The organism is Streptomyces hawaiiensis (assembly GCF_004803895.1).
Lineage (GTDB): Bacteria > Actinomycetota > Actinomycetes > Streptomycetales > Streptomycetaceae > Streptomyces > Streptomyces hawaiiensis.
This window is the reverse complement of the sequence record NZ_CP021978.1, coordinates 6,501,643-6,522,287: the sequence shown is the minus strand read 5'-3', so window position 1 is coordinate 6,522,287 and position 20,645 is coordinate 6,501,643. Positions and strand designations below refer to the sequence as shown.

Sequence of the window (20,645 nt, the reverse complement as noted above, 5' to 3'; positions counted from 1 at the left end):
CCCAAGGATGGACAGAACGGGAAGATCCCCGACTCTTCTTCCCCTCGCTCTTCACCCCATCAGGTGACTAGCGGAACCGCCCAGCAGCTCGGCACGCTCCCGCATGCCCAGCAGACCGTACCCGGCACCCGTCCCGGTCAGTTCGCCCGGCGAGCCGCCAGAGTCCCGCACGTCCAGGGTCACTTCGTCCGGACGGTAGTCGAGCCTGATGCGGACCTTGGCGCCTGGTGCATGCTTGCGGACGTTCGTCAGAGCCTCCTGAGCCGCTCTGCGCACGGCCTGGGAAGCCTCGGCGGGCAGCGCCCTCCGTTCACCCGTGATGGTGATCTCGGCGCCCCCTACCGTGCCCACCAGCCCGCTCAGGAAATCCTCCAGCGGCGTCAGCTCCCCGCGCAGGGCGGAGAGCGCCTGCCGGGTCTCGGCGAGGCCGCCCCGCGCCATCTCCCGCGCTGCCACCACGCGTCCGTGGATCTGCTCCCGTTCCCCTCCCCGCTCGATCAGCAGCCGGGCCGCCTCCAGGTGCACGAGCTGGGCCGAGAGGCTGTGGGCCAGCACGTCGTGGATCTCACGCGCTGCGCGGGCCCGCTCTGCCAGCGCCGCCGTCTCCGCCTCCGCCGCACGCGCGGCCCGCTCCTGGGCGAGCAGCCGCTGGGCGCTGCCACGGGCCTCGGCATCGAGGCGCAGGGTGTATCCGGCAAGGCCGAGGCCGACTCCGTTGACGAGGGCCGTCAGCAGGTCGGCGTCGAGGACGGACCCGTACGAACCGAAGGCCACACCCGCTGCGATGAAGGCGGCTGTCGGGGGCAGCCGCTCCAGTGCCGCGACAGCACACCCGCACCACATCACCAGGGCCGCCACCGAGAACCCCGACACATGGGCCGCGACGACGATGCCCTGAAGCAGCGCGAACGACGCCAGCGACGGCCACAGCCGGTGCTGGAGCGTGGTGCGGAAGAACTCTCTGGCGAGAAGCGCGGCGAGAAGCACGCCCGCGACACCGGCCGTCGTCTTCCAGCCGAGCCCATGGCTGTCGACGAAGGCGCCCCACAACAGCATGCCAAGGACCAGGCCCCGCACCGACCAGGCCAGCACGCACCGGGAGATCGAGCGTCCCTCTCGGCTGAGCGCTTCCCGGGACGGCCAGCGTGTCCAGGCGTTCTCCTTCACACGCGCTCCCTCCCCACGGGCCGGGTCGTGCCGTCACCGCACGCCCCGCTCAACGGCACGGCAGGGCGCAGGGACTGTCCGCGCCAGGCCAGCATTCCGGACCGGACGAGGAGGGTGCCGGCGAGCCCCAGCAGCAGGGCGGAGCTGTCCTGGTGAACGCCTGCCACTGTGCCGAGCGCGAAGAGGCCGACGCGCAGACCGATGCCGACGGCCCAGACGGCGCCGCTCGCCGTGCTGCTCCTGCTCCAGACGGTGCCGTCCGGTTCCGCCCAGACGCGGGTGGTCCAGGCCCAGCCGACTCCGGTGGCCAGGCCGACGAGCAGCTCGGCGCCGAGCAGGAGCGCCGAGGCCGTGTGGTGGTGGGCGTCGAGCATGCCGGGCTCGCGCAGCGCGACGAGCACCAGGATCACGGGCAGCAGCCACCAGCGGCGCTCACCGCCGATCCTTCACGCACGGAACTGCCGGGCTATCACCACGACGGCAACGGCCACGATCACCAACGCGTCGACGAGCCCGGACATCACAGCCTCCGTGAGCGAGAAAGGAGATACCGGCAGCGACTGCCGCCGACGCCTTCGACGCTACGGAATTCGCCAGGCCACGGGATCGGAGCCTGGGTGGATCACGGGTGGATTCCCGGCCGTTCGTCTCTCCACCCGGGGGTGGAGAGACCTCTCGGCACGGCCGGGACGGCAGCCCGGCGCCGTGCATGCCGGACCGCCGCAGCACCGAGCGGGTCGCCGAACCCACCCGGCCGCAGTCGGCAACAGCCCGGCGCAGCGGCTACGCGTCGATCCGCGACCGGTCCAGCGTCGCAGCGGAGTTGGAGATGAACTCCTTGCGCGGCGCCACGTCGTTGCCCATCAGCAGGTCGAAGACCTGCTCGGCGGCCTCCAGGTCGGAGAGGTTGATCCGGCGCAGGGTGCGGTGGCGCGGGTCCATCGTCGTCTCGGCCAGCTGGTCGGCGTCCATCTCGCCGAGGCCCTTGTAGCGCTGGATGGAGTCCTTGTAGCGGATGCCCTTGCTCTGGAACTCCATGAGTGTGTCGCGCAGTTCGCGGTCCGAGTAGGTGTAGACGTACTTGTCCTGCCCCTTCTTCGGCTGGACGATCTCGATGCGGTGCAGCGGCGGCACCGCCGCGAAGACCCGGCCGGCCTCGACCATGGGCCGCATGTAGCGGTGGAACAGCGTCAGCAGCAGGGTGCGGATGTGTGAACCGTCGACATCGGCGTCGGTCATCATGATGATCTTGCCGTAGCGGGCGGTGTCGATGTCGAAGGTCCGGCCCGAGCCGGCTCCTATGACCTGGATGATCGCGCCGCACTCGGCGTTCTTCAGCATGTCCGTCACAGACGACTTCTGAACGTTGAGGATCTTGCCGCGGATCGGCAGCAGCGCCTGGAATTCGGAGTTCCGGGCGAGCTTCGCCGTGCCGAGCGCGGAGTCGCCCTCGACGATGAACAACTCGCTGCGGTCGACGTCGTCGCTGCGGCAGTCGGCCAGCTTGGCGGGCAGCGAGGAGGACTCCAGGGCCGTCTTGCGGCGCTGCGCGTCCTTGTGCTGCCGAGCGGCGATGCGCGTACGCGCCGCGGCGACGGCCTTCTCCAGCACGACACGGGCCTGCTGGGCGGCGTCCCGCTTCGTGGACGTCAGGAACGCCTTGAGTTCCTTCGTGACCACGTTGTTCACGATGCGGCGAGCCGCCGAGGTCCCGAGTACCTCCTTGGTCTGGCCTTCGAACTGGGGCTCGGCGAGGCGCACGGTGACGACCGCGGTCAGGCCCTCCAGGGCGTCGTCCTTGACGATGTCGTCCTCGGCGACGCGCAGGAGCTTCTTGGTGCGCAGCACCTCGTTCATCGTCTTGGCGACGGCCTGCTCGAAGCCGGCGACGTGGGTGCCGCCCTTGGGCGTGGCGATGATGTTGACGAACGACCGAAGCGTCGTGTCGTAGCCCGTCCCCCAGCGCAGTGCGACGTCGACGCCGAGCTCGCGGGTGACTTCGGTGGGCGTCATCTGGCCGTGGTCGTCCAGGACGGGGACGGTCTCCTTGAAGATGCCCTGCCCGGAGAAACGGAGGACGTCGCAGACCGGCTTGTCGTTCGCCAGGTACTCGCAGAACTCGCTGATTCCGCCGTCGAAGCGGAAGGACTCCTCACCCTTGCTGCCGCCCTCGCCGAGCCCGTACTCGTCGCGCACGACGATGGTCAGGCCGGGCACCAGGAATGCGGTCTGGCGGGCGCGCTGGTGCAGCGTCTCCAGGTTGAGCTTGGCGTCCTTGAGGAAGATCTGGCGGTCGGCCCAGTATCGCACGCGCGTGCCGGTGCGGGTCTTCGGGATCTTCTTGGTTTTGCGCAGGCCGCTCTTGGCCTCGAACTTGGCCTCCGCGCCGTTCCCGGCGAAGGCGCCGGGGACACCGCGCCGGAAGCTGATCGCGTGGGTGTGGCCGCTGCGGTCCACCTCGACGTCCAGTCGGGCGGACAGGGCGTTCACCACGGAGGCGCCCACGCCGTGCAGGCCGCCGGAGGCGGCATAGGAGCCGCCCCCGAACTTGCCGCCGGCGTGCAGCTTGGTCATGACGACCTCGACACCGGAGAGGCCGGTCTTGGGCTCGACGTCGATCGGGATGCCCCGGCCGTTGTCCCGGACCTCGACCGAGCCGTCGTCCTGGAGGATCACCTCGATGTGGTCGCAGTACCCGCCCAGGGCCTCGTCGACCGAGTTGTCGATGATCTCCCAGACGCAGTGCACCAAGCCACGGCTGTCGGTCGACCCGATGTACATACCCGGGCGTTTGCGCACGGCCTCGAGCCCCTCGAGGACGAGCAGGTGCCGCGCGGTGTAGTTGGACCCGTCCCGGTCTGCTCCTGCCAGCAGAGCTGTGGACGGCACGGACGTCTCGGCGGTCACGCGGTTCGCTCCTCGCTGAATTTCAGATGGGGCCCTCATGGGTAAGGGCGCGGCTTCAGTCACCGGTGAGAGGGTACCGAGGCCTGGTAGAGCCGTTGTAACGCCACCCTCGTCGGAAACTCACACTAGTCCAGACTCGCATACGTGTTCGATCCCTCGATTGAGTGAAGTACACATCACGTTCCCTTCCAGGCATGAACCATTTAGGCTCCGGGCACGTCCTCATGAACAACCGGCAACCCAGCCGGGAGGACCGACCACCGATACAACGCGAAGCCCCGTAAGACACATAGACACGCAATACGGCACATTCGCCGCCAACCGGCAGCAGACAGCCGCCTCGCAAAGATTCTTTCGAGGAAAAGCCACGAGCGGGAACGTTTTGGGGCTGGTTGGATGTTGACCCTGGTACGACAGCTCGTCGAGCTAGAGAAGAGGCGACGTGACTACTGTTCTGACCCCTGCGAGCCAGTTGACGGCCGCTGATCGCTGCGACCGCTGCGGCGCCCAGGCGTACCTGCGCGTCGTCCTGCTCAGCGGCGGAGAGCTGCTCTTCTGCGCCCACCACGGGCGCAAGTTCGAGCCGGAACTCAAGAAGATCGCCGCTGAGATACAGGACGAGACGGAGCGGCTCACGTCCGCTCCCGAGAACGCCTCCGAAGAAGAGCGCTGACACCTCGCGTCCGACGACGAGCCAGCCCGGCACAGGCCGGAGGACGGGCGGCTGCCTCTCCCACAGAGGCAGCCGCCCGTCCTCGTGCCACAACCCCGTCCAGGCTCCGCCAGACCGCCTCAGAGGCCTTCTGGCGCCCGTGTCCAGCCGAGCGTCCGCATGATGCCGGACACCCGCACGTACACCCCGGGGTTACCGGCCCGGCCACAGCCGATCCCCCAGGACACGAGCCCGATCAACCGCCCCTGGGCCACCAGCGGCCCCCCGCTGTCGCCCTGGCAGGCGTCCCGGCCCCCCTCGGCCTCCCCCGCGCACAGCATGCTCGTGGCGTCGTAGGTGCCGTCCGTACCGCCCGGATACACCTTCTCGCACAGCGCATCGGGGAGCACACGCACGTGCGCCGCCCGCAGACTGTCCGGGTACTCACCGGCACCCGAGGTGTCGCCCCATCCGTAGACCGTCGCGGTCCCACCCGCCGCGTACGCGGGGTCACCCTCGGCCGCCATGGTGATGACCGAGTCGCCGTGGAGCGGTTCGGCCAGAGTGAGCACGGCGAAATCCCCGGCATTGCTCACACCGTCATAGGCCGGGTTCACCCACGTGCGGCGCACGGCCACCTCCTGGCCGCCGCGGCCCGAGAGCAGGTCCGTGCGTCCGGCTATGACCTTGAGGTCCCGTACGCGCTCCGGCGGCCCGCCCAGGACGTCCTCGTCCAGACAGTGGGCCGCGGTGAGCACGGTGGTGCGGCCGACCGCCACACCGCCACAGAACTGACCCGCGCGCGTACCCCCGAACCGGTCACGACTGGACAGGGCCACCGTCCACGGGCTCTGGGAGGCCTCGACGGGAAAGCCGCCTATGACCACGCCGTCGGCGGCCGCAGGGGCGCTGGAGCCCATTGACAGGGCGGCTACCGCGGCGGCCAGGACCAGCGGCAGGACGAGAGCTCGAGCCAGTCGACGACACATACACACTCCTCACTCGGTGGTGTCCGTGGGACACCCAGAGTGATTCACGCGGTGAAACCCCGCACTCTCGACGAGGCGGCATCGCGAAGGCCCGGTCCCCTCGGGGAACCGGGCCTTCCGTGTCGTACGACCTCGCTCAGTCGAGGTAGTCGCGCAGCACCTGCGAACGGGACGGGTGGCGCAGCTTCGACATGGTCTTGGACTCGATCTGGCGGATCCGCTCACGCGTGACGCCGTAGACCTTGCCGATCTCGTCGAGGGTCTTCGGCTGACCGTCGGTGAGGCCGAAGCGCATCGAGACGACGCCCGCCTCGCGCTCGGACAGGGTGTCCAGGACGGAGTGCAGCTGCTCCTGCAGGAGCGTGAAGCTGACCGCGTCGGCCGGGACGACTGCCTCGGAGTCCTCGATGAGGTCGCCGAACTCGCTGTCGCCGTCCTCGCCCAGCGGCGTGTGCAGCGAGATGGGCTCGCGGCCGTACTTCTGTACCTCGATGACCTTCTCGGGGGTCATGTCGAGTTCCTTGGCCAGCTCCTCCGGGGTGGGCTCGCGGCCCAGGTCCTGGAGCATCTGGCGCTGCACGCGCGCGAGCTTGTTGATGACCTCGACCATGTGCACCGGGATACGAATGGTGCGGGCCTGGTCGGCCATGGCGCGGGTGATCGCCTGACGGATCCACCAGGTGGCGTACGTGGAGAACTTGTAGCCCTTGGTGTAGTCGAACTTCTCGACCGCGCGGATCAGACCGAGGTTGCCCTCCTGGATGAGGTCCAGGAACAGCATGCCGCGGCCGGTGTAGCGCTTGGCCAGGGAGACCACCAGACGGAGGTTGGCCTCCAGGAGGTGGTTCTTGGCGCGGCGGCCGTCCTCGGCGATGATCTCCAGCTCGCGCTTGAGCTTGGGGGCGAGCTTGTCGGCGTTGGCCAGCTTGTCCTCGGCGAACAGACCGGCCTCGATGCGCTTGGCGAGCTCGACCTCCTGCTCGGCGTTGAGCAGGGGGACCTTGCCGATCTGCTTGAGGTAGTCCTTGACCGGGTCGGCGGTGGCACCGGCGGCGGCGACCTGCTGCGCGGGCGCGTCGTCCTCGTCCTCGTCGGAGAGCACGAAGCCCGCGTTCTCGGGAGTGCCCTCGGGCTCCTCACCGGCCTTGCCGGGGGCTGCCTCCTCGAGCACCTCTTCCTCGACGACCTCGGCGTCGTCCTTCTTGGCGCTGGTCTTCTTGGCCGCCGTCTTCTTGGCGACGGTCTTCTTCGCGGCCGCCTTCTTGGCGGTCGTCTTCTTGGCAGCCGCCTTCTTGGCGGGCGCCTCCTCCTCGATGGCGGGCTCGGCGGCGGGCGCCGCCGGCGTGGCGGTGGCGGTGGCCTTCCGGGTGGTCACCGCCTTTGCCGCGACCGTCTTGGTGGCGGTGCGCTTGGCGGGACTCTTCGCTGCGACGCTCTTTCGGGTGCGCTTGGGCTCTGCGGCACTGACCATCAGCGTCACACCCTCTTCCTCGAGGATCTGGTTGAGGCTGCGCAATACGTTCTTCCACTGAGTGGCCGGAATCTGGTCAGCTTCGAAGGCCCGACGCACGTCATCGCCGGCGATCTGCCCCTCAGCCTTTCCCCGCTCGATGAGCGCCATGACAGAGACGGACTCGGCGATCTCCGGCGGGAGCGTACGGGATGTGCTGGCCGACACGAACAACCTCTCGGAACGTTGGAAAACGGCTTCCGGCCCCGTCCACAGTGGACAGGAGCCGACCGCCGGCTTGGGGATGGGCCGACGGCGCGGGCGGGGGCCGGGAAGATGCACAGCGCCGTGAACGGCGTCCGTATTCCCTCCGCGGCTGTCACCTCTTAGGTCATCGCGTTCTTCCCGCGAGCGTTACGCCCAATCCGCGTGGCCCGAGTCACACCCCGTAAGCGAACGAAAACGGTCAGACGCGGACAGAAGAGGTCACATGTAGTGCCAACTCGGCCACCCTGCCGAGCCCCGGCCCCTTCGCGCCGTCGGACCCCGCAGGATCTCAAGGATCCCACGGGGTCCGACGGGAGGCGGATCACCGATCAGGCACTGCCACAGGAGGGGGGTGGCACACCCGGCCGCGCCGCCCGCGGAACCCGGTCAGTGCTCGCGCGGGGCGGGCACGACCCGTTCCACCTCAGGGTGGACCGTGAGGAGCTGCCGCATGGCCACCTCGGCCGCCGCTCCGTCACCGGTGGCGAGGGCGTCACAGATGCGGCCATGGTGCGCCAGGGACGTCTCGTTCGGCCGGTCACAGCCCGTGACCGGGCCGCCCGAGACCTGTAGGGCCGCGGACACGATCCCGGAGAGGTGCTCCAGCATGCGGTTGCCCGCGACCTGGATGAGCAGCGAGTGGAACTCGGAGTCGGCGCGGGAGAACGTGAGCGCATCACCCTGGGCCATCGCGTGCCCCATGATCTCGACCATGTCCACAAGGCGCTGCTGGACGTCCTCACGGCCGTGCCCGGCTGCGAGGCGAGCGGCGAGCGGCTCCATCGTCCACCGCAGCTCGCTCAGCTCACGGCGCTGGTTGTCGCGCTGTGGCCCGAAGGCCCGCCACTCGATGATGTCCGGGTCGAGGAGGTTCCAGTCGCTGACGGGGCGCACGCGTGTGCCGACGTTCGGTCGGGCGCTCACCAGACCCTTGGCCTCCAGGACGCGGAGGGACTCACGGACGACGGTGCGGGAGACCTCGAAGCGCTGGCCGATCTCCTCGGGCACCAGCGGGCGGTCGGCGCCCAGGTCGCCGGAGACGATCATCTGACCCAGTTGCTGAACGAGTTGGCCGTGCAGCCCGCGGCCGCGGCTGCCCGCGGCGCGTCGGCCGACACGGCCCAGCTCGGGGTCCCCGCCGTCCCAGGCAGGGACCCCGACGCGGTCGACGGCGGGCGCCTCGGCGTACGGGTAGCGGTCGAGTTCGCCCGGGCTCGCGAGGCCGGAGTCAGCGGAGCGGGCGGCGGTCATCATGGTGTGCGCAAGGGTACTCACGCATCCTTTGTCGGCGTCGTCTCCAACTCCCTTGAGGTCTTTGGTGAAAAGCACACGAAAGGGTGATCGCTCACCCCGTCGCAATTGACGCCTTATCGGAAAGAAATGGGCGTTTCGCGGGGAGTTGTGCGCATGGCCGGACTAAGGGTTACGGACAGTCGTCACCGGAATCTGCTGCGCAGGGTGGCGAGCAGATACGCGCAGAGCAGCGCGGTGAGCGACAACGTCAGTGCTCCGCCCACAGGTTGCGAGATCACCGTGAGCGCGGCCTCCAGGTAGCGCTCTCCCCCGAAGGGCCATCGCGGCAGGAGGGTCTCTCGCAGTCGCACGGGAAGTCCGGCCGCGGTTCGCACGGACGGTCCGTTCACGAGCTTGTGCACGACGGGTACGACGAGGAGGGGGACGGCGGCCACCGCGGCGAGTCCGGCCGTGGTGGACCGGAAGACACCCGCGGCGAGTACGCCGGCCCAGGCGCAGCCGACCACGAGCCCGATCCAACTCGCACTCATGGGGAGCCAGGCGGCGGGAACCTGGGCGAGCTCCCGTCCGTAGACGAGATAGAGCACTTCGGCGTCGCAGCCGACGGTGAGGACGGCCAGTACGAGCGCGGTGGCCGAGGCGACGACCAGCTTGGCGGCCAGCAGCCCCAGCCGGCGGGGCACGGTGCCGCGGTCCGCCGCCAGGGCGGGGTGGCGGAACTCGTCGCCGAAGGCCAGCGCACCGAGCAGTCCCGCACCGAGCGCCGCGGGCGGCAGGGGCAGCTCCTGCGGCCATGCGGCCAGCAGGCGCGGCTGCGGAGTGTGCCCGATGCGCGCGAGCACGACGGCGGTCACGGCGGACACGGCAAGCACGACGGCCCCCGTCAGGAATCCGGTGCCGATCCCCGTGGCACGGCGGATCTCGTAGCGAAGGGGGCGGAGGGGGCTGGGGGCGGGGCGGACGGAGATGGGGGGCGGCAGAGGAGGCAGTGCGTCGAGCGTGCGAGCTGAGCGGGTGCCGGGGCCGGGTGGGGTGGGCGCGGTCGCCGTCGCCGTCGCCGTCGCCGTCGAAGGACTGTCGCTCGAGTGGCTGGTCGAGGAGGCGTCCAGGAGTCCGTGCGGTTCGGCGGCGGGCTGCGGGTGCCCGAAGGACAGCGACGGCCTGTCTGCGACCGGGGCCGGCGCGTCCGCGAGGGATCGCGGCTCAAGCGTGGGTCGCGGCTCGGTGGAGATGACCGCAGGGTCTGCGGAGGAAGGCGACGGCTCTGCGGCCTCCTCTGGTGCGGCCTGCTCCGGTGCGGCCTGCTCCGGTGCGCCTGAGGGAGATTTCGGCTCAAGCGTGGGCCGCGGCTCGGCCGGGAGGGGCGTGAGGTCTGTTGCGAACGGCCTCGACGGGTCGCGGGACGATGCCGGTTCTCCGGGCCGGGGCGCAAGAGTCGTCCGGTGCGTGTCAGTGACGCGCCGCCCTTGCTCGGCGAGGCTTCCGTCACGCGGCCCGCTTGCTTGAGAGAGGCCCGCACCGGGGCCCATGTCTCCGACCTCGTCGGCGAGTTGGTGAACGACGATGCCGTGGCGGAACGCGATCTCGCCGATGTCCGCGCAGGTACCGCCGTACACCGAAAGGCGGTTGCCGCCCTCTCGGACGACTTCGACAGAGCGCTGTGAGGTGCGGGCCTGTTTGGCCAGCAGCGCCGCCAGACGGGCCGCGTGCGGGCTGCGTACGGCGACACGGGGGCGGAGGCGGGTGCGCGAGAACTCCGCAGCCTCCTGGTCGGCCACGAGCCTGCCCTGCTCCAGGGTGACGACCCGGTCGGCGGTGCGCGCGGCCCCCTTGGGGTCGGCCGTGGTGAACAGGACGGTGCCCCCGTGGGCGGCGTGGGCGCGCAGCATGCCGTGCAGCCAGGCGCTCTCGCGGGTGGAGAGCCCGTCGGCCGGGTCGTCGAGGACGAGGGTGTGCGGGTCGGCCAGGAGCACGCAGGCCAGGCCGAGGCGGCGGTCCATGCCGCGGGAGAGGGTGCCGAGGCGTTCGTCGCGCAGGCTCACAAGCCCGACCGCCTCGAGGACTTCGTCGGCACGCCGGATCGGGACCCCCGCGGCGGCACACAGCATGCGCAGATGCCCGCGGACCGTGCGGGCGGGATGCCCGGGCACGTCGCCCAGCAGCACGCCGACCTCACGCGAGGGATGGGCGATGCGATGCAGGGGGCGGCCCCGGAAGTGGGTGATGCCGCGACCCTGTTGGAGTTCGAGCATGAGTCTGAGAACCGTCGTCTTGCCGGCGCCTGGTGCTCCGAGCAGCGCGGTGATGCGGCCCGCCCGCGCATCGAATGAGACGTCGTCGGCTGCGGGCGGAAGCTCCTTGCGGGGGTTGCTGGTCAGTCCGAAGGCCTGGATCACTCACAGCAAGATAGCGCGCTATGTCCGGTTTTTCGGGTATCGCACGGCCTACCTCGGACAGGCCCCTCACCCGTGACCGGACTGCGGGTGGATCGAGTTCCGGGCCCGGCACAGCCCGCGCCGGCCCGCCGCTCACACCTCGGGGCGCAGCATCGGGGGGTTGAGGAGCGTCGCGCCGCCGGCGCGGAAGAGCTGGGCCGGGCGTCCGCCCTGGCGGGTGGTCGTCCCACCGGTGGGGACGAGGAAGCCGGGTGTACCCGTGACCTTGCGGTGGAAGTTGCGCGGGTCGAGCGCCACGCCCCACACCGCCTCGTAGACACGGCGCAGTTCCCCGACGGTGAACTCGGGCGGGCAGAAGGCGGTGGCCAGCGACGAGTACTCGATCTTGGAGCGGGCTCGCTCCACTCCGTCCGCGAGGATCTGCGCGTGGTCGAAGGCGAGCGGCGCGCCGGGCTCGGCATCACGCCCGTAGCCGCCCTGCCGCAGCAGTTCCTCGACCGGAGCCCAGCGCGCGTTGCTGGCATCTCCGCCCGCTCGGGGCGCGGGCAGGTCGGGAGCGAGGGCGAGGTGGGCGACGCTGACGACTCTCATCCTGGGGTCCCGCTTGGGGTCTCCGTAGGTGGCGAGCTGCTCCAGATGTGCGCCGTTGTCCTGGGCCGGAACGGCAGGATCGTGGACGCGCAGTCCGGTCTCCTCGGCCAGCTCGCGTGCCGCGGCCTGCGCCAGGTCTTCGTCGGCCCGTACGAAACCGCCGGGCAGCGCCCAACGCCCCTGGAACGGCGGCTCACCCCTGCGTACCGCCAGCGCGCACAGAGCATGGCGGCGCACGGTCAGCACGACCAGGTCCACGGTGACGGCGAAGGGCGGAAACGCTGACGGGTCGTAGGGCATGCGGCGATCATAGTCGTCTGCCTGACGATAAACACTCCTTTCACCGGCCTCTTCACCTACTGATCCACTTCGGTCCGGTAGGGACTCCACCGCCTCTCCTCTTGTCCAGAATTGGCACGTCGTTGCACGTCACACCCCCAGTTGCAGTCCGTCGGCCGCCTCCTCGACCATGGCCAGGCCCAGTCGGCTGACCCGCACGGAGAACGGGGCGCCCGCCACGCGCAGCCCCGTGAAGCCGATCTCCCCGAGGGGCGCGCTGCGTACGGGGCGCAGGGTGACCGACCCGGCCGGGGCGTCGGGGCGGATACCGGCGAGGGTGGTCAGCAGCAGGACTCCGGCGGCCGCCGCTGTGGCCGCGGGGCGGCAAGCTGCCGGGTGCGGGAGCGGAGCGCCCCCTTCCGTACGCTGCTCCCCCGCGTACATCTCGGGCAGCCGGTGGCCGAAGGTCTCGGCGGCCGCGAGTACGCCCCGCAGCAGCGAGGTCGCTTCCTTCTCGTAGCCGGCGGCAGCCAGTCCCGCGACGGCGATCGCCGTCTCCTGAATCCGTACGGCTCCTGCGCGGTGGCCGAACGGATTGAACCCCGGTTCTTTGGCACCCAGCCCGCGCAGGCCCCACCCCGAGTCCATGACCGGGCTGCCGAGCAGCCGGGCGAGGTGCTCCGTCCGGACCTTGTCGAGGAGGCCGGGCGCCGACTCGCCTCCGCCCAGCAGGCCCGTGTCCAGGAGGTGCACGGCAGCCGCGCCCAGGTGGGGAACCAGGCTGCCGTCCGGCGCACGGGCGGCCGCGGGCCGGCCGCCCCCGCGGTCCTCGATCCAGAAGTCCTTTCGGAACGCGGTCCGTAGGGCCTGCGCCCACTGCCGGAGTGCCGCTCCCCCGGTCCGGCCGCAGGCGTCGAGCAGGTCGGCGCCGAGCAGGGCGGCACGGTGGGCGTGTGCCTGTGTCTCGCAGCGGACGGGCCCGCCCTGGTTCGGGTCGCGCAGGTACGTGCCGTCGCCCACGGTGGTCCGCAGCCATGACAGGCAGCGTTCGGCGGCGGGCAGCAGCTCTTCCGTCGCCTGGTCGGGGAGGCCCCAGAGGCGGGCCTCGGCGAGCAGGGCGGGGAAGAGCAGCGTGGCCTCTGTTCCGGTGCACTGCGGCGGAAGGTGCGGCCCGGCGTCTCTTCTGGGGCCGGGGATCATTCCGGACTGCGTTCCGGGGGCGAGGAGTTGGGTCCGGGCGAGGATCCGCAGCGTTCCCGCGGCGAGGCCGGTGCCGAGCGGCAGCGCCATCCGGGCGGCGACGAGCGCGTCGGCGGGAGCCATGCCACAGCGCCAGGGCGCCCCGGCCGCGAGGTGAGTGTCGGCGGGGTTCGCGGAGTCACGCAGGAGGAGGGCCTGGAGGTCCTCGATGCTCGTCCGCAGGAGGGCGGGGACTCTCTGGTCGTCGCCTTCCGCACGCGCGGCGGCCAGAGGGCTCGTCGCCGCGCGTCCCACGGCTCGGAGGGGTCCCGCGCCGTCCGGCCGCACACGCAGTTCGACGGTTCTGCTGCCGCCGGGCGGCAGGTCGAGCTCCCACCGCAACAGCCCGGCCGAGGCAAGGGCGTCCGAGGGAGGCGGTTCGGCCGTGACGGACGCGTTGCCGGTGGCGCAGGACCAGCGCAGGCCGGAGCCGTGGACACTGGCGGTGAGTTCGGGCCCCGCGCTGCCGGAGGCGATCGCCCCGAGATCGGCCAGGTCCGTGCCCAAGACGATCTCGACCGGCAGCCGCAGCGGGCGGGGAGCCGCGCTGTGCAGGGTGATCCGCTCCGTGCCGTCCGCGAAGCGGTTCCGTTCCACGATCACGTCCGGGTCCGGGCCCGCCTGCGGTGACGTGCGGAGTGTGCCCACGAACCGGGCACGGTCGGCCGAGGCCATCCGGGCCTGTACCGCGAGGGGTTCTCGTCCGGCGACCCGGATCTCGCACCGGGAGAGCACGCGCCGGCCGGCACGGTAGAACCCCTCAAGACCCCGGCCGGTCAGCTGCCCTTCCTCGGTCGAGATGGCTAGGCCGGGAAGGGCGACACAGATCATCGCCGTGTGGACGGGGGGCAAGTCGGCGGACCAGCGCAGTCCGGGGATCGTGGCCCCCCGGGGCGGGGGCGGAGACGAGCGCTCCCCGGACGAGGGATTCCGCCCCTGAGCGAAGGGCGGGGAGGCTGGGCCATACCCCGACCCCGCACCAGGGCGACGATTCTGGTTTGCCCACCGGGGAGACGAACGGCCGCGCCCCGGCGACGACGGGGGGCGCGAGTCGGGGCCGGTGGGCGCAGAGGGGTATGACGAGCTGCCGGGGAACCTCGGCCCGTAACCGTCCACACGTGCCGCTGGTCGCGGAGGGACGACCTGGTCCCCCGCCCAGGGCGCCGCCACCCCGGGCGAGTCGAGATCCGACCCGAGGGGCGGTGGGGGACCGCCCTGGGGGCGGTGGTCGTCGGCGGCGGCGGGCGGAGTCGGCTGTTGCATGGGAAGGTTTCCTCTGCGCTCGGTGCGCCTCGATCGGGTTCGGCGCCGGTACCGGAGGGCTCCGGCGGGGCAGGGGCAGTGCGGCGTCACAGCCCGTCCAGCCGTTCCGCCACTCAGGTGAACGGCGGGAGCGTCCTCCGAGTCACGCCTGTGGCCCGGCCCCACGCACGCAGGTGCCGCCCGCCGGAGGCTCACTCCTCCCCGTCCGTGCCCTGGCCGGGCCGTACGCCTTCCTGGCCCGTGTCCCGGCAGGGCAGGGCTGCCTTCTCCGACGTACGCGCACGCGTGCCGCCCGTTCGCACGCTGCCGGGCCGCGCGGTACCCGCCGTCGCCGCACGGCCTGCGCGAGGACCGGTTTGGGTGGCACCGGCAGGGTGCGTGGTGCCCGCCGGTGTGCGCCGACGGGAGGTCCGGGCGCCCGTGTCACGGCCTTCCGCGCCGGTACGGGCGGAGGCGGTGCCGGCGGGACGGGAACGGCGGCGACGACGTGACGGCACCACTGCCCGTGAAGGCCTGTCGTGCGACTCGGCCTCAGGCGGCACCGCAGCCGGTGAAGGCTTGCCGTACGACTCACCCCCGGGCGGCACCACTGCCCGTGAAGGCTTGCCGACGGGACGGAGGTCGGGCGGCGCCGCTACTGGTGAGGGCCTGTCGTGTCGCTCGATCTCGCGTGCCGCGGTCGTTTCGCATCCGTCGGCCGCGTCACCGTCCGCCCGTGCTTCCAAGAGGTCGGCCCCCACGCGCCCGCGGCCTTTGCGCTCCGCTCGCAGGCAGCTGCGGATCGACTCCGGGTCGAGACCTTCATTGCAGGCCTGGTGCAGGAGTCGGGCGAAGAGGTAGTCGGGATCGGCGCCCAGGGCCATGGCGAGGGCTTCGCGGGCCTCCAGTTCGTCGCCGGTGGACCATGCGACCCAGCCGGCGAGGGTGAGCGGCGCGGCGGCATGTTCGCCGTACGGCCCGACGCAGCGGCGAGCCAGTGTCCGCCAAAGGCGAAGGGCGCGCTCGGCTTCGTCTCCCTCCATCCACTCCGCCGCGCGGTCGCGGGTCGCTCGGTCCTGGAGGCCGAGGATCAGCCGGGCGGCCTCGTCGTGCCCGAGCAGTTCGTCGTCGCGGAGATCCGCCAGGAGCATGCCGGAGACGGCCTGCGCCTCGGCGAAGCGGTCCAGGATCCTCCCGGCCAGTTCCAGCGTCTCGTCGGCCACGGCGACACGGCCCGCGTCGTCCAGGATTTTCGGCACCAGCGCCATGCTGGCGGTGTCCAGGGCGGCCTCCTGCTCGAGGGCCGCGGCGTTCTCCCAGGGCAGCAGCCGGGCCCGGAGCTCCCGCAGTGTGCCGCGGACCTGGATACCGGCGTAGGTGGCCGCCGCGGCCAGCACAGAGGTGCCCGGCAGGCCCATGCGGGCTCCCTCGGGGGAGCAGCATGTCGCGTTGTCACAGCAGTACGACCAGTAGCGGCCCTCCGAGATGCACAGCGCCTCGACCACCACCACGCCGAGGGAACCGCACTCGACGCGCAGCCTCTGGGCCAGCGGCCGCAGCCGCTCCATCACCTGGCGGCCGCTCTGGCCCTTGTCCGGTTCCTGGCACAGGAAGGCGACCATCGACTCGGGCCGCGCGCCTCGGCGCTCGCTGCCCGTCACGAGGCCATGGGACAGTTGCCGGGCTGCGGAGGGCCAGTCGTCCGCGTTCGCGGGGATACCGAGCCGGGCCCGGCCTCCGAACCGCCCGCGGCCGTCCCTGTCGTGCAGGGCGACCAGGACGATGCTGTCCTCGGGGCGGTATCCGAGCAGGTACGGCAGGGCGTCGGCCAGTTCGGCCGGAGTACGCAGGGTTACCTGATGCTCGCCGCCGTGACTGTCGTACGCGGGGCTGGGGCCGTGCAGCCGGGACGCCTCGCTCGACTTCTTCTCCTGTTCACCGTTCTGGTGCCCGCTCTGCGCCTCGGGCCCGGTGATGTCACCGTGCTCTGGGGATCCGCTCGTTTCGCTGTGGTTCGTCATGCGAAGACGATCTCGCGGAACGCAAACCTCCGCTTGACCCTGTGGATAAGTCCGATCAGGGACACGTCAGCCGAGGCCGGCGCGTCCACAGCTCTCGGTGCACCGCTCCGGATGTCGGTGCCGTCCTGTTGTATGGAACGCATGGAGCACACGAGCAACACGGAACTCCGGGCGGCGGCCGACGCCGTCCTCACCCGTCTCGTCGGGGACGTCTCGGGAGAGGCCCGGCTGCGAGAGGACCAGTGGCGGGCGATCGAGGCGCTGGTCGCCGACAGACGCCGTGCCCTGGTCGTCCAGCGCACGGGCTGGGGCAAGTCCGCGGTGTATTTCGTGGCGACGTCGCTGCTGCGGGCGCGGGGCAGCGGTCCGACCGTGATCGTGTCCCCGCTGCTCGCGCTCATGCGCAACCAGGTCGAGGCGGCGGCTCGGGCCGGCATCCGCGCCCGGACCATCAACTCCTCCAACACGGAGGAGTGGGATGCCGTTCAGGACGAGATCGCCGCGGGTGAGGTGGACGTCCTGCTGGTGAGTCCCGAACGGCTCAACAACCCGGACTTCCGGGACCAGGTGCTCCCCCGGCTCTCGGCCGCCACCGGGCTCCTGGTGGTGGACGAAGCCCACTGCATCTCCGACTGGGGCCACGACTTCCGGCCGGACTACCGCAGGCTGCGCACCATGCTCGCCGATCTCCCACCAGGAGTGCCGGTGCTCGCGACCACCGCCACGGCCAACGCGCGCGTGACGGCCGACGTCGCGGAACAACTCGGCACCGGCGGCACCTCGGACGCCCTCGTGCTCCGGGGCCCGCTGGACCGGGACAGCCTGAGCCTGAGCGTGCTGCGGCTGTCGGACGCCGCGCACCGTATGGCCTGGCTCGCCGAGCACCTCGACGAACTGCCGGGGTCCGGAATCATCTACACCCTCACCGTGGCCGCCGCCGAGGAGGTCACCGCCTTCCTCCGGCAGCGGGGGCACACGGTCGCCTCGTACACGGGCAAGACGGAGAACGCCGATCGTCAGCAGGCCGAGGAGGATCTGCTCGGGAACAAGGTGAAGGCGCTGATCGCCACCTCAGCGCTCGGAATGGGCTTCGACAAGCCCGACCTGGGGTTCGTCGTGCACCTGGGCTCGCCCTCCTCCCCCATCGCCTACTACCAGCAGGTGGGCCGCGCAGGACGAGGTGTGAAGCATGCCGAGGTGCTCCTGCTCCCGGGCAAGGAGGACGAGGCGATCTGGAAGTACTTCGCGTCGCTCGCCTTCCCCTCGGAAGACCTGGTGCGCCGCACGCTCGACATCCTCGCGCACGCGGAGAAGCCCCTGTCGCTGCCCGCCCTGGAGCCCCTGGTGGAGCTGCGCCGCTCCCGCTTGGAGACCATGCTCAAGGTTCTCGACGTGGACGGGGCGGTCAAGCGCGTCAAGGGCGGCTGGATCGCGACCGGGCAGCCGTGGACGTACGACGCCGAGCGGTACGCGTGGGTGGCACGTCAGCGCGAGGCCGAGCAGCAGGCCATGCGCGCGTACGCGACGACGACCGATTGCCGTATGGAGTTCCTGCAGCGCCAGTTGGACGACGAGGCCGCCAAGACGTGCGGTCGCTGCGACAACTGCGCCGGTCCGCGCTTCGCCGCCGACACGTCCGAGGAGGCGCTCGACGCCGCGCGTGTGGACCTGGGCCGGGCAGGTGTCGAAGTGGAGCCCCGACGGATGTGGCCCACCGGGCTGCCGGCGATCGGAGTGGACCTCAAGGGACGCATCCCGGCCGGCGAACAGGCCGCTTCGGGACGCGCACTGGGGCGGCTGTCGGACATCGGGTGGGGCAACCGGCTGCGGCCCCTGCTCGCACCCCAGGCCCCCGACGGGCCCGTGCCCGACGACGTGGCGAAGGCAGTGGTCGACGTACTGGCCGACTGGGCCAGGGGTCCCGGCGGCTGGGCCCCGGGCGCACCGGAGGGCCGGCCCCGCCCGGCGGGCGTCGTCACCGTCGCCTCGCGCTCGCGACCGCAGCTGATCAACTCCCTCGGGGCGCGCATCGCTGAGATCGGCCGGCTGCCGCTGCTGGGCTCGGTCGAGTACACCGGGGACGCGCACTCGGGCTCCCGGAGCAACAGCGCCCAGCGGCTGAAGGCACTCGACGGGGCTCTGGTCGTGCCACCCGCCCTCGCGTCCGCCCTCGCCGAGGCCCAGGGCCCGGTCCTCCTCGTGGACGACTACACGGAGACCGGCTGGACCCTCGCGGTCGCGGCTCGCATGCTCCGACGCTCCGGCGCGCAGGGGGTGTTGCCGCTGGTGCTGGCCGTGCAGGGCTGACGGCGTGCCCGGGCTGGGGTGCTGCCCCGGCGCACACCCCTGGACGCCGCACACCCCCATGACGTACGAACGTGTCGTGCTCGAACGCCCCATGGGTGGTCCGGAGACACACGGTGGGGATATTAGCCGCGCATCATCTGATAACGGTCGGCTGCCTCAATTGCTCGTTGCCGCATTCAAGTTCGACAGGAAGAATTGAGGTCCGCTCCCGCACGGCTCGCCGGCCGCTCCGGTAGGGCTTCGCTGCGGTGCGCGCTCCCAGGAATCCGACCCCGCCCGCAGTGTGGGCGCGTAGCCGAAGGGAGGACCGTGACCTTCGGATTCGCTCCGGCCTCGGCAGCGGCGTCGACGTCCGCCGCTTCCGCCAACCGCTTGCTCGAACCCGCGGAATGGGCCGCCGCCGGGATCCCACTCCTGCGCAACCCCCGCGAGATCGTCAGCGGACTGCACGCCCGTCACCACCCGCAGCCCGCGACCGCTGTCGTCGCCGTGCTCGACCCGGACGAGCGGCTGCGGGCGAGCGCCTCGTTCGTGCGCCGTCCGGCCCCGGCCGACGGCTGGATGTTCCGCAACGCGCTGCTCGCACAGTTGCGCCGGGTCATCCCGCACGATCTGCGCCGCCGCACGCCGGTTCGTACGGCGGTGCTGCTCTACTGCCGTGAGGGCGACGCGCGTTGGACGGAGGAGGACGGCGCGTGGATGTGGGGCCTGCGCGACGCGTGCACCCTGCACGGGTTGCGCTGCGGGGCGTACATCACGCTGACTCGTGACGGCTGGCAGGTCCTGGGCGAGGGCCGTGGCGGACGCCGCCCTCACTCGGCCTCGGCACCGGAGCCGTTCGCCACGTCGGAGGCACCGCCACCCATACCGCGCACCGGCGGCGCCTCCGAGGTACTGCGCCGCGCAGCGGCGGCACGCTGAGCCCCGGCCAGACCCGATCCGGCACGGATCCGGGACCGCGCCCCCTCGCGCGGCACGCCCCGATTCCTACGAGGGCATCCGGGCAAGCACCCGAACCCTGACCTGGCCGAGCCGCAAGCACGGGGGGTCTGCCACAGCAGCACTCCTCAGCTCGACCAAGGCCTCACGCGGGAACGGTCTCCGGCCCTCCGGGCATGGCGAACCACCCACCGTGCAGGCGCCGCCGCGGCGGCGCCTGCAGTCCTCCCCCAGCGCGCTCTCGGGCGCTACGGCACCGGCTCAGACGCCCGCGCCCAGCACCGAGTTGATCCGCTGCGGGTCGCCGCAGACGATCAGCAGGGCGCCGGCCCGGGAGTGGGCCAGGGACAGGGCGCTCACGGCTGCGGCCTCGGGGCCGCCGTTGACGGCGACCACGACCACCGGACGCGACGCGGCGCGGGCCGCGATGGTGGCATCCGTGTAGAAGACGTCGTCGCCGGCGTCGTGCTGGGCCCAGTAGGAGGCTTCACCGAAGGACAGCTCGTGGGCGGCCCACGGGTGCTGCTCGCCTGTGGTGATCACCAGCACGTCGCCGGGGGCGCGACCCGAGTCCAGCAGCAGGTCCAAAGCCTCCTCGGCGGCGTCGAGCGCCCCCTCCACGGAAGCCGGGATGAGCTGGAGCTGCGGGGTGACCGCAGTGGCGGCACCGGCGGCGGGACCCGACGGGGCGGGCTCGGCGGCCACGTCGCGGGGCGCACGTTGCACCGGCGGCGCCGGCCGGAGAGGGCCGGGGCGGCCGGGACGCGACGGAGCCGCGGGACGGGGGCCGGGTACGGGACGGGGGGTCGGCGCGGTGCGGCCGCTGGCCGGAGTGGCGCGGGGACCCTGGGCACTCTCGTGAATCTGAGGCTCCTCGGGAATGAGAGGCATGACTTGATATTTATCAAACGTTGGTACGACCCGCGTCGGCGGGTGGCGTGCGAA

At 71.5% G+C, this 20,645-nt stretch carries 13 protein-coding genes and 1 pseudogene; 3 read left to right on the top strand and 11 right to left on the bottom strand.

The features are described 5' to 3' along the window. Positions 1-51 precede the first annotated feature (51 nt). The 3 genes and pseudogenes from CEB94_RS30080 to CEB94_RS30070 all read right to left on the bottom strand — a co-directional run bounded on the left by CEB94_RS30080 (position 52) and on the right by CEB94_RS30070 (position 4,074). The gene (locus tag CEB94_RS30080; protein ID WP_175435161.1) at positions 52-1,167 is read right to left on the bottom strand and encodes a sensor histidine kinase; all 1,116 of its coding nucleotides are present in this window, start codon (positions 1,165-1,167) and stop codon (positions 52-54) included. Beyond that, positions 1,164-1,688 (bottom strand): annotated as a pseudogene (locus CEB94_RS30075) (DUF1453 domain-containing protein). Before CEB94_RS30075 ends, CEB94_RS30080 begins: the two are co-directional and overlap by 4 nt. A gap of 262 nt (positions 1,689-1,950) precedes the next feature. After that, positions 1,951-4,074: a DNA gyrase/topoisomerase IV subunit B gene (locus CEB94_RS30070; RefSeq protein ID WP_175435160.1), complete on the bottom strand. Its 2,124-nt coding sequence runs from the start codon at positions 4,072-4,074 to the stop codon at positions 1,951-1,953. 442 nt (positions 4,075-4,516) lie between these two features. Here CEB94_RS30070 and CEB94_RS30065 point away from each other — a divergent pair, with 442 nt between their 5' ends. Further along, positions 4,517-4,747, top strand: a complete 231-nt coding sequence (locus CEB94_RS30065; protein WP_175435159.1) for a DUF7455 domain-containing protein — start codon at positions 4,517-4,519, stop codon at positions 4,745-4,747. Between the two features lie 119 nt (positions 4,748-4,866). On the opposite strand, the gene CEB94_RS30060 is transcribed toward CEB94_RS30065, so the two are convergent. The 7 genes from CEB94_RS30060 to CEB94_RS30030 all read right to left on the bottom strand — a co-directional run bounded on the left by CEB94_RS30060 (position 4,867) and on the right by CEB94_RS30030 (position 16,454). Beyond that, on the bottom strand, positions 4,867-5,715 hold the full coding sequence (locus tag CEB94_RS30060; protein ID WP_175435158.1) for a S1 family serine peptidase: 849 nt from the start codon (positions 5,713-5,715) through the stop codon (positions 4,867-4,869). A gap of 136 nt (positions 5,716-5,851) precedes the next feature. Further along, the gene (locus CEB94_RS30055; protein WP_175435157.1) at positions 5,852-7,393 is read right to left on the bottom strand and encodes an RNA polymerase sigma factor; all 1,542 of its coding nucleotides are present in this window, start codon (positions 7,391-7,393) and stop codon (positions 5,852-5,854) included. Positions 7,394-7,819: 426 nt separating this feature from the next. Continuing rightward, positions 7,820-8,707 carry a FadR/GntR family transcriptional regulator gene (locus CEB94_RS30050; RefSeq protein WP_175435156.1) on the bottom strand — a complete coding sequence of 296 codons (888 nt, stop codon included), beginning with the start codon at positions 8,705-8,707 and terminating at the stop codon, positions 7,820-7,822. A 161-nt stretch (positions 8,708-8,868) separates the two neighbouring features. Continuing rightward, positions 8,869-11,082 carry an ABC transporter ATP-binding protein gene (locus CEB94_RS30045; protein ID WP_175435155.1) on the bottom strand — a complete coding sequence of 738 codons (2,214 nt, stop codon included), beginning with the start codon at positions 11,080-11,082 and terminating at the stop codon, positions 8,869-8,871. A 132-nt stretch (positions 11,083-11,214) separates the two neighbouring features. Then, positions 11,215-11,973 (bottom strand): NUDIX hydrolase, encoded by a 759-nt coding sequence (locus tag CEB94_RS30040; RefSeq protein ID WP_175435154.1) that lies wholly within the window; start codon positions 11,971-11,973, stop codon positions 11,215-11,217. A 129-nt stretch (positions 11,974-12,102) separates the two neighbouring features. Continuing rightward, positions 12,103-14,022, bottom strand: a complete 1,920-nt coding sequence (locus tag CEB94_RS30035; RefSeq protein WP_175435153.1) for a glycogen debranching N-terminal domain-containing protein — start codon at positions 14,020-14,022, stop codon at positions 12,103-12,105. Positions 14,023-14,645: 623 nt separating this feature from the next. After that, a complete protein-coding gene (locus CEB94_RS30030; protein ID WP_175435152.1) occupies positions 14,646-16,454 on the bottom strand; it encodes a DUF4192 domain-containing protein in 1,809 nt (602 codons plus the stop codon). A gap of 141 nt (positions 16,455-16,595) precedes the next feature. On the opposite strand from CEB94_RS30030, the gene CEB94_RS30025 reads away from it, so the two are divergent. Beyond that, the gene (locus tag CEB94_RS30025; protein ID WP_175435151.1) at positions 16,596-18,761 is read left to right on the top strand and encodes a RecQ family ATP-dependent DNA helicase; all 2,166 of its coding nucleotides are present in this window, start codon (positions 16,596-16,598) and stop codon (positions 18,759-18,761) included. A 309-nt stretch (positions 18,762-19,070) separates the two neighbouring features. Next, a complete protein-coding gene (locus CEB94_RS30020; protein ID WP_107459927.1) occupies positions 19,071-19,682 on the top strand; it encodes a hypothetical protein in 612 nt (203 codons plus the stop codon). Between the two features lie 279 nt (positions 19,683-19,961). On the opposite strand, the gene CEB94_RS30015 is transcribed toward CEB94_RS30020, so the two are convergent. Beyond that, positions 19,962-20,591, bottom strand: a complete 630-nt coding sequence (locus tag CEB94_RS30015; protein ID WP_175435150.1) for a hypothetical protein — start codon at positions 20,589-20,591, stop codon at positions 19,962-19,964. Positions 20,592-20,645: the final 54 nt, after the last annotated feature.